Below are 13981 nucleotides of genomic sequence, written 5' to 3' on the forward strand. Positions count from 1 at the left end.
TCCGCCCGCCGACCCGTCAGGGCCGTTTGATGCCCAGAGCAGGCAGAACCGTTTCTGCAACCCGGTGGGCTTCTTCCAGCAGCGGGTTGCCCGAGAGGATGAAGGTGTCGACGCCCAGCGCCTCGAACTCCTGCAACCGCTCGATCACCTGGGCCGTCGAGCCGACCACCGCCGTTCCTGGGCCTGGACGGAACAGGCTCATCCCCGGCCAGAGGTTGGGGTAGGTCTCCAGTTCCCGGGCCCGCGCCGGCACCTTGCCGCCGTGCTGACGGAACTGCCGCTGCCAGCCGACCCCGTCCTCCCCCTTCGCCTCACCCAGCTGACGCGCGTACGTGGCCTCGCTGGTGACGTCCAGCAGCCGGTCGGCGGCGGCCCAGGCCTCGTCCTCGGTGTCGCGGACGATCAGGTGCAGCCGCAGCCCGATCCGCAGGGTCCGGCCGTGGGCGGCGGCCCGCTCGCGGACCAGGTCCAGCTTCTCCTTGAGCAGGTGCGGCGGCTCGCCCCAGGTCAGGTAGACGTCCACATGCTCGGCCGCCATCTCGATGCCGGCCGCCGAGCTGCCGCCGAACCAGAGCGGGATGCCGCCCGGCTGCACCGGGGGCAGCTCGCGCAGGCTCCCACCGGCGTTCCTCAGGTCGTAGAACTCGCCCTTGTGGTCGAAGACTTCACCCGCCGTGAGGCGCTTGACGATCGACCAGTACTCGCCGCTGAGCCGGTAGCGGTCGTCGTGCTCGACGTCCAGGCCGTACTCGCGCAGCTGCGCGGTCGAACCGTTCACCACGTTGAAGCGCAGCCGGCCGCCGTGCAGGTGGTCGAAGCTGAGCGCCATCTTGGCCAGCAGCGTGGGCGAGACGAGCCCCGGGTGGACGGCCAACAGTGGCTTGAACGCCGGGGTGGTGCCGGCCGCGAGCGCGCTGCCGAGGGCCCAGACGTCGTACCGGTCCGTCGCGAGCAGGGCGCCGGTGTATCCCAGCCTCTCGACGCTGCCCGCCAGTTGCTGGAGGTAGCGGAGGTCCACCGGGCGACGCCCGGCCGGCTCCCAGGGGTAGTGGCCCTCGCGCGGGATGATGTACCAGAGGACTTCGGAGGCCACGGTCAGACCGCCTTGGCGAGGGCGGCGGCCACCGGGGCCTCCAGGGCCGGGAGGTGGGCGTCGGCGACGGTCAGCGTGCGGTCGATGAAGCCCACGCCGTGGAAGATGTCCGCGGCCTCCTGCTGCTCGGCGATGAACTCGGTGGTGGCGGGCTCCAGTTGCCAGGGCAGGGCGGCCAGCGCGGACTCCCAGTCGACGGCCGCGCCGCCCAGTTCCTCGGCCGCGATCGCGGCGGCCTCCGCCGGGTTGGCGGCCGCCCAGGCGTCCGCCCGGCGCAGCGCGGTGGCGATCGCGGCGACCACCTCGGGGCGCCCGGTCGCGAAGTCCCGGCGGGTGAAGAACACCGAGCGGTCGGTGATGACGTCGCCGGTGCGGATCAGCTCGCGGAACTCCCCGCCACGGCGGGCGGCGGCGAGTTCGGCGCCCTGGGCGATCCAGCCGGCGATCTCGCCGTCGCGCAGCCGCCCGGCCTGGTCCTCGCCCGCCGCCGGGCGCGCCGGGGTGACGTCGTCACCGTACGAGAGCCCCTGGGCGTGCAGGGCCTTGGCGAGCAGGTGGGTCTGCCAGGAGCCGACGGCGAGGACGACGGTGCCGCCCTTGAGGTCCGCGACCGTCCGGACCGGACCGGCGGCGGACACCAGCAGGGCGCCGTGGTCCGGACGGGGCGCGGAGACCGCCGCGTAGACCAGGTCGTGGCCGGCCGCCTGGGCGGTGATCGGCGGGGTGGAACCGGTGCCACCGAAGTCGATGACGCCCTCGGCGAGCAGCGTGCCGGTGCGGGTGCCGTCGGTGTAGTGGTGGAAGGCGCCGGTCTCGCCGAGCGGGGCCAGCTCCTCGTCCAGGTACGGGAGCCGGGCGAGGTAGTAGAGCGAGGGGTTGCTGGCGTGGACGCCGAGGGTGACGGTCATCTGGTCAACTCCGGTGGTGCGGTCGCGGTTTGTCGGAAGTCAGGAGAAAACAGGGGATTCAGGAGATTCAGGGGCCCACGGACGGGACGTCAGTGGACGCCGAGGTCGGCGAGCAGTCGGCGCCGCAGGTCGGCGAAGGCGGGATCGGCCGGGTCGCGCGGGTGCTCGACGGCGACGGTCTCGTCCCGGGCGAGCAGGCCGTCGCGCAGCACCACGACCCGGTCGGCGAGCCGGACGGCCTCGTCCACGTCGTGGGTGACCAGCAGTACCGCCGGACGGTGGCGGCGCACCAGGTCGCCGACGAGGTCCTGCATGCGCAGCCGGGTGAGTGCGTCCAGGGCGGCGAACGGTTCGTCGAGCAGCAGGAGTTGAGGCTCCCGAACGAGCGCCCTGGCGAGCGCGACGCGCTGCGCCTCACCGCCCGAGAGGGTGGCCGGCCAGGCCTGCGCGTGACGGTCCAGGCCGACCTCGGCGAGCGCCTTCAACCCGGTCTCCCGGGTCGCGGCACCGCGCGGCAGGCCGACGGTGACGTTGGCCAGCACCCGCTTGGACGGCACCAGCCGGGGCTCCTGGAACACCACGGTACGGACCGGCGGGACGAGCACGGTGCCCTCGTCGGCCCGGTCGAGTGCGCCGAGGATGCGCAGCAGCGTGGTCTTGCCGGTGCCGCTGGCGCCCAGCATGGCGACGAACTCGCCGCGGGCGATGGAGAGGTCGACTCCGTCGAGCACGGCCCGGGTGCCGAACACCCGGCGCAGACCGCGCAGGTGGACGGCCGGCGCCGCCTCAGCGGACGCCGAGGAGGCGGAAGAGGAGGAGGAGCGAACGGAGGCAGCGGAGGAGAGCGTGGCGGTGGTGGAGACGTCGGCGGTCATCGGGCCGCTCCCTGGACGGCCTGGCGCCACGGCATCAGCACACGCTCCAGGAGCCGGACGATACCGTCGGCCGCGAGGCCGAGCAGACCGTAGATCAGGATGCAGACGGCGAGCACGTCGGTGCGTGAGTAGTTCTGCGCCTGAGCCATCAAGTACCCGATCCCTTCGGTGGAGTTGATCTCCTCGGCCGCGATCAGGGCGATCACGCTGAGCGTCATCGACAGCCTCAGCCCGGACAGCAGCGAGGGCAGCGCGCCGGGCAGCACGACCGTGCGTACGATCGCCCAGCGGCCGAGGCCGAAGCTGCGCATCGCCTCGACCAGCTTGCGGTCGGTGCTGCGGACTCCACCGGAGGCGGAGACGTACATCGGGAAGCTGGTGGCGACCCCGATCAGGGCGACCTTGGCGGTCTCGGTGATGCCGAACCACACCATGAACAGCGGGACCAGGGCCAGGAACGGGACGGTGCGCAGGATCTGGATCGCCGAGTCGAGCAACTCCTCGCCGAGGCGGGTGAATCCGGTGATCACGCCGAGCACCAGTCCGGTGGTCGCGCCGAAGAACAGGCCGAGCCCGGCACGGGTGAGGGAGACGGACAAGGCGTCGGTCAGCTGGCCGTTCCCCCACAACTCCCCCACGGCCTGGGCGACCTGGGTGGGCGAGGCGAGCACGTCCTGGGTGAGCGCGCCGGTGGCGGAGGCGAGTGCCCAGCCGCCGAGCAGGGCGAGCGGACCGATGGTGCGCAGGGTCACGGCGAGTGCCCGGGGGCGGGGCCGGTGCCGCCTGCTCTGCGGGGCGACCAGGCCGGCGTCGAGCGCGGCCCGAGTGTCGTCGGGCGTGGACTTCGCGGCTGCGGTGGTCACTTGGCGCCGTCCGCGAGCTTGTCGATGTCGATCAGGTACGGCTTGACGTCCACCAGCTGCTTGGTGACCTTCTGGTCGGCGAAGAACTGGGCGACCGTCCCGAAGCGGGCGGTGTCGGCGTCGGAGATCGCGTCGGCCGGGGTGCCCTGCTTGCTGACGTTCACCGCGATGTCCTTCTCCGCGGGGGTGACGGCCGTCGGGCCGGCGTCGGTGAAGACGTTGAGGTAGGCGGCCGGGTCGGCCTTCTCCTTCTCGCCGTTCTCGCGCAGGTAGGCGTAGAAGGCCTTGACCACCTCGGGGTGCTTGTCGGCGAAGCCGTTGCGCACGGCCCAGACGGCGTAGTTGTCGGAGCCCACCTCCTGACCGTTGACCAGGAAGTGCGCGCCCGCGTTGGCGATGGCGGGGGTCGAGAAGGTGTTCCAGGTCGCCCAGGCGTCCACCTGGCCGGAGTTGAAGACGCCGGAGGTCTGGTCGGCGCGCAGGTAGACCCGCTCCACCTTGTCGGCCGGAACGCCGTTCTTCGCCAGTGCCTTCAGCAGCAGGTACTCGCTGGTGCCGCCCTGGGAGACGGCGACCTTCCTGCCGACCAGGTCCTGGACGGTCTTGATCGGCGAGTCGTTCTTCACCAGGATCCCCTCGCCGACACCGTCGGGCGCGGTCCGGGCGAACAGCTTGAAGCCGGGCTTCTGGGCCAGCGCGGCGACGGCCGAGGTGATCGAGCCCTGGGCGACGTCCAGCTGGTCGGCGGAGAGAGCCTGGGCGGCGGGGGCGAAGGGGCCGGCGCTGCCGGTCCAGGCGACCCTGGTGTGGACGGCGGCCAGGGCCCGGTCCAGCGATCCGTCCTTCTTGCCGCGGGCGAGGAAGCCGTTGTTACCGGGGTCGGGCAGGCGGAGCACCACGTCGGCCTTGCCGTCGGCCCCGCCACCGGCGGAGGCCTTGGCCCCGTCGGCGGACGAGCCGCAGGCGGCCAGGGCGGTGGAGGCGAGCAGCGCGGTGGCGGCGAGGGCGAGGCGGGGGGTCTTCACGGGGTCTCCAAGTGAGTGACAGATGGCAGCCGACAGATGACAGCTGACAACTTTCAAAATCTGTCGTCTGAAATCTGTTGTCCGAAGGCGGTCATCGGAAGTCTGTGATCCGAACGGCGTCGAGGCCCGCATGCGCTCGCCGGGCCCGCAGCAGCTCACGGGCCGCGCGGAGCGGCTCCGGGTCGGCCCACGCCCGGACGTCCACCGGCGAGGTCAGGAACCCCTGCTCGCCAAGGAATCGTTCCTGCAACGCCAGCAGCTCCAGCCGCTCCGTCGACAGGTCCAGATGCAGGGTGCGGTGGCTGCCCGGCGCGTAGGCTCCGGCGACGCCCTCGGCTCCGGCGCCGGTCTCGGCCCGCAGGATCCGGACCACCTCCTCCGGGCGTTCCGCCGCCCAGTCCGCCGCCTCCAGCAGCACGGCGAGGAAGCGGACGACCAGCTCGGGCTGCTCGTCCAGCAGCCGCTGGTGAACGGTGACCGGCCGGGGCGTCCCGTTGTTGACCCGGGTCCGGCGGTCCGGCGCCGCGTCCAGCCCGACGGCCACCTCAGCGCCGATCCGACGGGCCGCCTCGACGGCGAGCGCCCCCTTCACGTACACCGCGTCCACCCGGCCGTCCCGCAGCGCGGCCAGCTCGGCGGACCACTGGCCGCCGCCCGGGACACCGGGGACGTCCACCAGCTCGGCGTCCGCCAGGGTGAGGCCCGCGAGTCCGAGGGCGCCGCGGAAGCCGGCCAGCGCCATCGCCCGCCAGAAGTCGATGCCGATGTCATGATGCGGGATCGCCAGCCGCAGCCCGCGCAGCTGCCCCGGCTCGGTGACACCGCTGCCGGCCCGGACCAGCACCACCTGGCGCTCCTCGATCCAGGTGAGCCCGATCAGCCGGGTCGCCTCACCGCGCGAACGGGCCCACAGCGCCGGGACGTTGCCGCCCTCCCGGAACAGGCCGGTCAGCGCGTGGGTGTAGTGGTGGTCCGCGGCCACCTCGGGCGGAGCGTCCTGGAGCGAGCGGACCGCGATGCCGTCGCCGGCGAACTCGCGGGCGAGCCATCCCTGGTCGGCGGCGATCCCGGTCGCGGTGGGCACCGGGCAGCGGGTGAACCAGAGGGTGTCGGGAAGCGTGGAATCGTCTCGGGTGCGACTGGACAACGGAGTTGGTCCTCTTCGGGGGCTCCGGCGACGGCCGGAGGCGGCTTGGGATCGATGACCGCACGATGGCCATCAGGCCTGGCGCACAAGGGAGTTGTACGCAACGATGCGGGGAGTGGACAGGCGGCGCGGGAGGCGTCGGTCAGCGACGACACGTACAGGAGGGGAGACACCGGTGGGACGTCACGGTGCTTCTCCTTCCGTAGAGTCGTGGCATGCGCCGCCTGGGCCGACTGGCTGTCCGGCGCGATGCCAGGAGCGTTCCACGGCAGGCGAGCCGAAGGCAAGCCATTGCCACATGGTGGGATCAGTTGTTCATCAATGCCATTCCATTGCAACATCGTCGACACATTCCCGCAGCACCGGCTGCCCTACGCTGAGACCGCCCCCGGCCGCCCGGCGGGAGTTCCGAACCGAAACGCGAGGTGCCATGGCCGAGGCCGCCACCGCCGTCCAGAGTCCGCCGGCCGGTGCGCAGGCCGTCCAGCGCGCGCTCGGACTGCTGCACTGCTTCCACGACAACGGCCCCGACCTGAGCGCCTCGGACCTGGCCCGCCGGATGGGCCTGTCGGTCTCCACCGCGCACCGGCTGGCCCGCACGCTGGTCAGCGCCGGATTCCTGGAGCAGAACGAGCGGACCGCCCGCTACCGGCTCGGCCCGGCCGTCGCCGAACTCGGCCAACTCACCTTCCACCAGCGCGGGCTGCACCTCGCCGGACCGGAACTGGAGCTGCTCTCCCGGCGCACGAAGGCGACCGCCGACCTGGCGATCCGCAGCGGCGGGCACGCGGTGATCCTGGTCGGCGGCTCGGTCCGGCCGGACACGGGGCTGGGCCTGCGCCGCCCGCTGCACTCCACGGCGCTGGGCAAGGTCCTGCTGGCCTGGCCCCGCCCGGGCGAGACGACACTGCCCGCGCTCGGCCCGCTGCCGTCCTTCACCGACCGCACCATCACCGAACCCGCGCTCCTGAAGGAGGAGCTGGAGAGGGTCAGGGCGGCCGGTTACGCGCTCAACGACGGCGAGTCGGCCGCCGGGGTGCGCACCGTGGCCGTACCCGTCCTGGACGGTGCCGGGCAGGCCAGGTTCGCCCTGGCGGCCCGCTCGACGCCGGCACACCTCACCGACGACCGGCTGGACTGGTTCCTCGGCCACGCCCGCACCTGCGCCGACGCCCTCGCCGTCCTCCTACTGCCGCCGGAGCAACGTATCTGACGATTCGTCAAGAAAAGGAAAGAAGCAGCGGTCCGCCCGCCCGGGGAGGGAACGGGCGGTCCGCTGCTTCGTCCGACCGGCGACGGTCTGCCGTCAGACCGTGGCCGGGGTGTACTTGTAGCCGACCCGGCGGACCGTCACGATGGTGTCCCGGTAGGCCGGTCCGAGCTTGCGGCGCAGCCTGGCGACGTGCACGTCGACCGTCCGCCCGTCCCCGACGTGGCCGTAGCCCCAGACCGCGGAGACCAGGTGGTCCCGGGTGTGCACCCGCTGCGGGTGCTCGGTGAGGTGGGCCAGCAGCTCGAACTCCAGATAGGTGAGGTCGAGCAGCCGCCCGTCGACGTAGGCGTTGCGCCGCTCGGTGTCGACGGCGATACCCCGCCCGGCCGGGCGGACCGGACGGACGCCCGCCACCGCCTGGGCACCAGGCCCGCCGGACGCGGGGTACCCGGCGGCCCCGGCCGCGACGCCGACCTGAAGCCCCGGCAGGCCCGGGACCCCCGCCGCCTGGCCCTCGGCCGGTACCAGCACCAGGTACCCGACCATCGGACTGCCGTTCACACCGCCGAACTGCGTACCGTACTGGGCGAGCAGACCCTGCGGCAGCACGCCCTGCGGCAGGGTCGCGACGACGGCCGCGCCCTCCGGCAGCGCGGCGAGCAGCGCCTGGGGCACCTGCGGGCCGGCGGAGCCCGGCTGCGGGGCGGGCAGCACCGGACGGGAAGGACCGGAATGAGGCGAACCGGCCTGGGCCGGACCGATCTGGGCGAGGCCGTTCTGGGGTGGCCGGGCCGCCGCCCCCGGCCATCGGTCGGACACCGACGCCGGAGCGACGGACGGCCCCGCGGTCCCGGGCGCGCCGGGACCGACCGGCGCGGTGGAGGGGACGGCGGAGACCGGCGGAACAGCCGAGACCGGCGGGACGGAGCGGACCGCGCGCAGGTGCGGGGTCGCGGTGGGCAGGGGCAGGGTGGCCGTGGAAGAAGAAGACATGGTGTGCCGCTCATTTCGCGCGTGACGGACGGGGTGGAGTCGTCTGCGCGTCGACCGGGCGTACTGCCTGGGCTGGACCGGACCGAACCGGATCAGTGGGCGGAGAGCCGGGACGCGCTGGGCGAGCCGGGACACGTCTGATCGAACAGGTGCGGCTGCCGGGACGGCCAGAACGGCTCAAGGTCGAAGCGACCCTGCCGGCTGTCCACGGCGCGGTTCCCGCACCGGTTCCACCGCCCGGTCAGTCCGCCCGCGCGCATCGCGGTGGCCGCACCGGTGGTTCGGGTACGGCCTTCGATGCCGGGAACGGTGCTGGGGCAGACGATGTTCACTGGTGATCTCTCCGCTGGGCGGGTCCGGTTGGTCGGCCGCGGGCACGCCGGACGGGCGGTCCGCTACGGCCTGGTCGACGGGTGTCGGCGGTGCGTCGGGCGGCGGGCCGGGTGGGCCGAAGCTGCCGGGGGGACGTACCGGGAAGGGCAGGCCGGTCAGCGACAACACGCGCTACAGACCAGCGCGTGGTCGATGTAGCGGCGGATGGTGAGCGCCGGGCCGACGGCACCGGGGACGGTGGAACCGGGCACGAGGGAGCCGGACACGCCGGTGGTGATGCGTCGTCGGCCGACGGTCATCCTGCTGCCCTCCCCCTTCGTTCTCCCCGCGGCGGCGCACCGCTGCCGGCACCCGCCGGCGATGCCTCGCCGGTTCACCGAAGGCCGTCCGCCGGTCGGCAACGCCCTTGTGAACAGAGCGTTTCCGGCGCTCCCGACGGCATGGCCGGGCGGCCTTCGTCCACAGAGCCTTCCACGGCCGGGCCGGTCTAGGCAACCTTCGGAGCAACGAGCGTCCGGGATGCGGACGGCCGAATGAGACGACCGGCGGAACGGGCAGGTCGGCACGGCCTCGAAGCACCGCCCTCGGACGGCGCCCGGTCCTCATCCGCCGACCCGCCCGCGGCCGGCGCGCCCAGCCCTCAGGCTCCGAGCGGGGCGCGGTGCCGGCGGGCGGCGGCGTGCTCGACCAGCGCGACGAGCAGGTCCTTGCCGTCCTGCCGCAGCCGCGCGTCGCACAACAGCACCGGGATGTCCGGGTCGAGGTCGAGCGCGTCACGCACCTCGTCCGGCGTGAACCGCTCGCTGCCCTCGAAGCAGTTCACCGCCACCACGAACGGGATGCCGCGCTGCTCGAAGAAGTCGACCGAGGGGAAGCAGTCGGCCAGCCGCCGGGTGTCCGCGAGCACCAGGGCGCCGAGCGCGCCACGGGCCAGCTCGTCCCAGACGAACCAGAACCGGTCCTGCCCCGGGGTGCCGAAAAGGTAGAGCGCGAGGCCCGGCCGCAGGTCGATCCGGCCGAAGTCCATCGCGACGGTGGTCGTGCGCTTGGTCTCCACGCCCGAGGTGTCGTCCACCGGACGGCCCAGCTCGCTGAGCTCCTCCTCGGTGCGCAGCGGCCGGATCTCGCTGACCGAGCCGACCAGGGTGGTCTTGCCCGCACCGAAGCCGCCCGCGACCAGGATCTTCACCGCGACGGCCGGACCGCCGCGCCAGCGCGGTTCGTCGGCGTTCGGCCGGTGCGGCCCGGCGCCACCGGGGCGGGGCGCGGCGCCGCCGAGGCGGGGCCCTGTGTCGTCGTGACGGGTCTCAGTACCGTCCGGACGGAGCTGGGGGTCAGAGCGCACGGAGTCCATTGATCACGTCTCGCAGCAGGCGCTCGTCCGGCAGCTCGGCGAGCGGAACGGGTCGGGTGACGCTGATCAGGTCGGCGTCGTAGAGGTCGCCGAGCAGCACCCGCACCACGCTGACCGGCAGGTCGGTGTACGAGCCGAGTTCGGCGACGGAGAGCGGCTCCCGGCGGCACAGGGTGAGCAGCGTCTGGTGCTCCGGGTCGAGGACGTGCGCGGGCACGGCCCCCGCGTCCGGCCCGGGTTCGACGGCGGTGACCAGCGAGATCAGGTCGAACAGCCCCTCCTCGACCGGCCGGGTGCGGCCGCGGGTCATCGAGTAGAGCCGGACCACCGGGCCCGCCTCGTCGTCGAACCAGCGGTCGTCGACCGGGGTGCGCGGTCGGAACAGGTCGACCTCGGGATCGTCCGGAGCCGCCTGCCCGTCCTGCGCCGACGCCCCCGGACCGTCAGGGGGCCCGGCCCCGGGGAACCCGGCGGACCCGTCGGGCCCACCGGCCCCGGACACCACCTGGGCACCGGACGCCCCGCCGACACCGGACGGCCCGGCCGTGCCGCTGGGCACGGCCGGGCCCACCGGCACCTGGGGACCGTCCGGCGGCTCCGGGCCGGCCGGCACATCCGCCTTCGGATCCGCCATCGAACCGCTCATCTCACCGGCGGGGCGGTTTCGGTGCGCGGCTCGGCGGCCATGTGCTCGCCGACCCGCTTGACCAGCAGCGCCATCTCGTAGGCGATCTGGCCGATGTCCGCCTCGGCCTCGCTCAGCACGGCCAGGCAGCTGCCGTCGCCGGCGGCCGTGATGAACAGGAACGCCTCGTCCAGCTCCACCATGGTCTGCCGGACGCCACCGACCTTGAAGTGCCCGCCGGCGCCCTTCGCCAGGCTGTGGAACCCGGCGGCGACGGCGGCCAGGTGCTCGGCGTCCTCGCGGTCGAGGTCACGGGAGGCGCCGGTGGCCAGGCCGTCGTTGGAGAGGATCACCGCGTGCCGCAGGGCGGCGATGCGCCCCACCAGGTCGTCCAGGAGCCAGTTGAGGTCCCCTGACGACTGCATCGACGTGGTCATGAATCAGTTCCTTCCGCTGGAGCGGGTGGTGCGGGTGGTGCGGGTGGTGCGGGTGGTGCATGTGGTGCTGGTGGTTCGGGTACGACGGGTGGCACGGGCGCACCGGTGTCCTGGCTCCGGCGCACCGGCTGCCCGGGTGGCAGCCGACGGACGAGCGGTGCCCGGCCGGTGTCCTGCGGCGCGGGCAGCGCCGCCGGGGCGGGTGCCGGGCTGATCGCCCGCCGGGACCGGTCGGGCGGCTGCCAGGCCGGTACGGCCGAGGGCCGTCCGTTCCCCCGTCCGGCACGATCGTCCGGTGTGCCGGGACGATCCGTCAACGGAGCACCCGAGCGCTCCGCGGGGACACCCGTACGGTCCGCGGGGGCCGTGGCACCGCGCCCCCGGGTGAAGCCGCGCTGGAACGAGGCGAAGGTGGCCCGGGCCTCCTCCGGCGAGCGTTCCCGGACGTCCCTGCTCTCCCCGCCGTCGTGGGTGCCCCGATCGTCCCGGACGGGTCCGGCCGGCTCTCCCCCGGCTCCGCCTCCGCCCCCGCCTTCGGTGCGGAACCGTTCCTTCAGCTGTTCCGTGAGCTGCTCCCTGAGCTGCGGAGCCAGGTTCGCCTGCCGCACCCGACGGGGCAGCCCGCCCGCCGTCCTGGGCGCGGTGTCCACGGACGGAACCACCGCCGAGTCGCTCCGCGCGGCGGCCCCCGACACCTCCGACGCCCCGGAAACACCCGAAACACCGGAAACACCAGCGGCCGCGACCGCCGCCTCGGCGGCGGCCACCACGACGTCCTCCCGCCGGTGCCGCCCCGTCCCCGGCGCGTCCTCGGCGTCCGCCACGGGCGCGGGGACCAGCACCGGCCCGCCCTTCACCCGCGAGGCCCGGCGCGGCAGTCCGCCCACCGTGCGCCCGGACTCCGGCGCGGAGGGCCGCGGCCCGCTCGTCGTCCCGCGGTACCCGCCGTCCTCGCCGCCGCCCGTACGGCTTCCGTACGCCGCGCCGGCCGGTTCGGCGGCCCCGGCACCCGAGGTGGCGGCATGGCCGACCCGGGCACCCGAGGGCCCCGCGCCGCCCGGCCCGGGCACGGCGACCAGGTCCCGCTGCCCGCGCCGCCCGCCCGCCCCCGACCGCTGTCCGGCGGCGGGCGGGTCCGGCCGCCCGTCCGGCGCCTCGGCGAGCAGCTCGCGCGGGATCAGCACCACGGCCGTCGTCCCGCCGTACGGGGACGGCCGCAGGTGCACCCGGATGCCGTGCCGCCGGGCCAGCCGGCTGACCACGAACAGGCCCAGCCGGTCGGTGTCGGCGAGGTCGAACTCCTGCTCCACGGCGAGGCGTTCGTTGATCTCGGCGAGCAGCTGCTCGCTCAGCCCGAGGCCGCGGTCGTCGATCTCCAGCGCGAAGCCGTGTGCCACCACCTCGCCCTGGACGGTGACCTGGGTGGTCGGCGGGGAGTACACCGCGGCGTTCTCGACGAGTTCGGCGACCAGGTGAGTGACGTCCGCGACGGCGCTGCCGAGCAGCCCGGTGCCCGGGAACGGCCGGACGATCACCCGGGCGTAGTCCTCGACCTCGCCGACCGCCGCCCGGACCACGTCCACCATCCGGACCGGCTTGCGCCAGGCCCGCCCGGGCGACCCGCCGGCCAGGATGATCAGGCCCTCGGCGTGCCGGCGCATGCGGGTGGTGAGGTGGTCGACCTTGAAGAGGTCCTCCAGCTCCGCCGGGTCCTCGGTGCGGCGTTCCATGGTGTCGAGCAGGGTGAGCTGGCGGTGCAGCAGCACCTGGCTGCGCCGGGCCAGGTTGACGAAGACCGCCGAGACCCCGCGGCGCAGTTCGGCCTGCTCGACGGCGGCCTCGACGGCGGCCCGCTGCACGGCGTTGAAGGCCTGGCCGACCTGGCCGATCTCGGTGTCCCCGAAGTGCAGCTCGGGCGCCTCGGCGGCCACGTCCACCGGCTCGCCGCGGCGCAGCCGGAGCATCACGGACGGCAGCCGGGTGCCGGCCAGCTCGTCGGCCGCGTTGCGCAGGCCGATCAGCTGGCGGGCCAGGCCGCGGCCGATCCGGAACGAGATCATCACCGAGAGCACGACGGCGACCAGGCCGACCGCGCCGGCGATGCCACCGCGCCACAGCAGCCCGATCGCGCCGGACCGTGCCCGCTCGTCCAGCCCGGCGGCGATCCGGCTGTTGATCGAGGCGAGGTCGCCGAGCGCCCGGTCGGCGGTCTCCCGCCAGGAGTCGCTGTTGAGCGCCTGGACCACCCGGTCGGGGCCGCCGGCGCCGACGAAGTCCGCCTCGGCGCGGGCCAGCGCGCCCCAGGCCTCGCCGCCGCGCAGGGCGACGTAGTCGGACTGGTCGGCGGGTTCGAGTTCGGCGATGTAGACGGTGTACAGCGCCTGCTGGTTGTGCAGGGCGTCCAGCGCGACCTGGTACTGCTCGGCGGTGGGCTTGGCGGTGCCGGTGCGCAGGCCCTCCATCGCCGCGTCCTCCTGGGCCAGGTACTCGCGGGCGCGCACCAGCTCGATCAGGATCGTTCCCTGGCGCGGGAGTTGGCCGCTCTGCCGGGCGACGTAGGCGGACCGGAAGCCGAACACCGGCTTGACCAGGTCGCTGTACTGGTCCAGCGCGAACTCCCAGTTCAGCGCGGAGCGGCCGACCTGGGCGCGCAGCGGGCCGATCTGGTCGGCGGCGGCGATGATCTGCACGAAGCGTCCACGCTGGGCGGCGGAGAGCTTGCCGCCGGAGGTGTCCTTCTTCTGCCGCAGCACGTCCAGGCTGTGGTCGGTGGCGGCCTTGGCGCGCTCGTAGGCGTCCCGGTGGACCGGCGAGCGCGGGTCGGCCAGCCGCTGGACGGCGGCGCGGCGCTCGTTCTGCAGGTCGGTGGTGTACTGGTCGACCGGGCCCGCGAACTCCTTGTACGTACGGCTGATCCCGAGCTGGTTCCAGACATCCCCGGTGGTGGCGATCGTCGCGTACACCCACAGGGCGGTGAGGGCGACGATGGGCACCAGGAGCAGCGCGATGATCTTCGCGCGGATCGAGCTGCTGCGCAGACGCATGGAGTCCTCGGTCGGGAAGTGCCAGGCGCGGACGGGGAGCGGTGGAAGCGGTGGCAGTGGTGAACGGGCGG

Annotated in this window: 12 protein-coding genes; 1 reads left to right on the forward strand and 11 read right to left on the reverse strand. The window is 73.9% G+C overall.

The window, feature by feature from the left end; all coding sequences use genetic code 11:
* Nucleotides 1-16: 16 nt before the first annotated feature.
* The 6 genes from ACZ7C5_RS04400 to ACZ7C5_RS04425 form a co-directional block, all read right to left on the reverse strand.
* Nucleotides 17-1093, reverse strand: coding sequence for an LLM class flavin-dependent oxidoreductase (locus tag ACZ7C5_RS04400; RefSeq protein ID WP_401088080.1), 1077 nt, complete (start codon nt 1091-1093; stop codon nt 17-19).
* Between the two features lie 2 nt (nt 1094-1095).
* Nucleotides 1096-2001, reverse strand: a complete 906-nt coding sequence (locus ACZ7C5_RS04405; RefSeq protein ID WP_470321939.1) for an ABC transporter substrate-binding protein — start codon at nt 1999-2001, stop codon at nt 1096-1098.
* 89 nt (nt 2002-2090) lie between these two features.
* Nucleotides 2091-2876 (reverse strand): ABC transporter ATP-binding protein, encoded by a 786-nt coding sequence (locus tag ACZ7C5_RS04410; RefSeq protein WP_401088084.1) that lies wholly within the window; start codon nt 2874-2876, stop codon nt 2091-2093.
* Complete coding sequence (locus ACZ7C5_RS04415) at nt 2873-3739, reverse strand: ABC transporter permease (RefSeq protein ID WP_401088086.1); 867 nt, start codon at nt 3737-3739, stop codon at nt 2873-2875. Before ACZ7C5_RS04415 ends, ACZ7C5_RS04410 begins: the two co-directional genes overlap by 4 nt.
* Nucleotides 3736-4764 (reverse strand): NrtA/SsuA/CpmA family ABC transporter substrate-binding protein, encoded by a 1029-nt coding sequence (locus ACZ7C5_RS04420; RefSeq protein WP_401088088.1) that lies wholly within the window; start codon nt 4762-4764, stop codon nt 3736-3738. Before ACZ7C5_RS04420 ends, ACZ7C5_RS04415 begins: the two co-directional genes overlap by 4 nt.
* 91 nt (nt 4765-4855) lie before the next feature.
* On the reverse strand, nt 4856-5911 hold the full coding sequence (locus ACZ7C5_RS04425; protein ID WP_470321940.1) for an ABC transporter substrate-binding protein: 1056 nt from the start codon (nt 5909-5911) through the stop codon (nt 4856-4858).
* A gap of 430 nt (nt 5912-6341) precedes the next feature.
* Between ACZ7C5_RS04425 and ACZ7C5_RS04430 the strand changes: the two genes are divergently transcribed.
* A complete protein-coding gene (locus ACZ7C5_RS04430; RefSeq protein WP_470321941.1) occupies nt 6342-7124 on the forward strand; it encodes an IclR family transcriptional regulator in 783 nt (260 codons plus the stop codon).
* 93 nt (nt 7125-7217) lie between these two features.
* Here the strand turns inward: ACZ7C5_RS04430 and ACZ7C5_RS04435 are convergent, their stop codons facing one another.
* From ACZ7C5_RS04435 to ACZ7C5_RS04455, 5 genes are all read right to left on the reverse strand, one after another.
* Entirely contained in the window at nt 7218-7886 is a 669-nt protein-coding gene (locus ACZ7C5_RS04435; RefSeq protein WP_470322095.1) for a winged helix-turn-helix domain-containing protein, read from the reverse strand.
* Nucleotides 7887-9090: 1204 nt separating this feature from the next.
* Nucleotides 9091-9639, reverse strand: coding sequence for a GTP-binding protein (locus ACZ7C5_RS04440; RefSeq protein WP_317620209.1), 549 nt, complete (start codon nt 9637-9639; stop codon nt 9091-9093).
* Nucleotides 9640-9784: 145 nt separating this feature from the next.
* Complete coding sequence (locus tag ACZ7C5_RS04445) at nt 9785-10438, reverse strand: DUF742 domain-containing protein (protein ID WP_470321942.1); 654 nt, start codon at nt 10436-10438, stop codon at nt 9785-9787.
* Between the two features lie 8 nt (nt 10439-10446).
* Nucleotides 10447-10866, reverse strand: coding sequence for a roadblock/LC7 domain-containing protein (locus ACZ7C5_RS04450; RefSeq protein WP_188298164.1), 420 nt, complete (start codon nt 10864-10866; stop codon nt 10447-10449).
* Nucleotides 10863-13910, reverse strand: a complete 3048-nt coding sequence (locus ACZ7C5_RS04455; protein WP_470321943.1) for a sensor histidine kinase — start codon at nt 13908-13910, stop codon at nt 10863-10865. Before ACZ7C5_RS04455 ends, ACZ7C5_RS04450 begins: the two co-directional genes overlap by 4 nt.
* Nucleotides 13911-13981: the final 71 nt, after the last annotated feature.

This window comes from Kitasatospora sp. NPDC036993, from assembly GCF_055607525.1.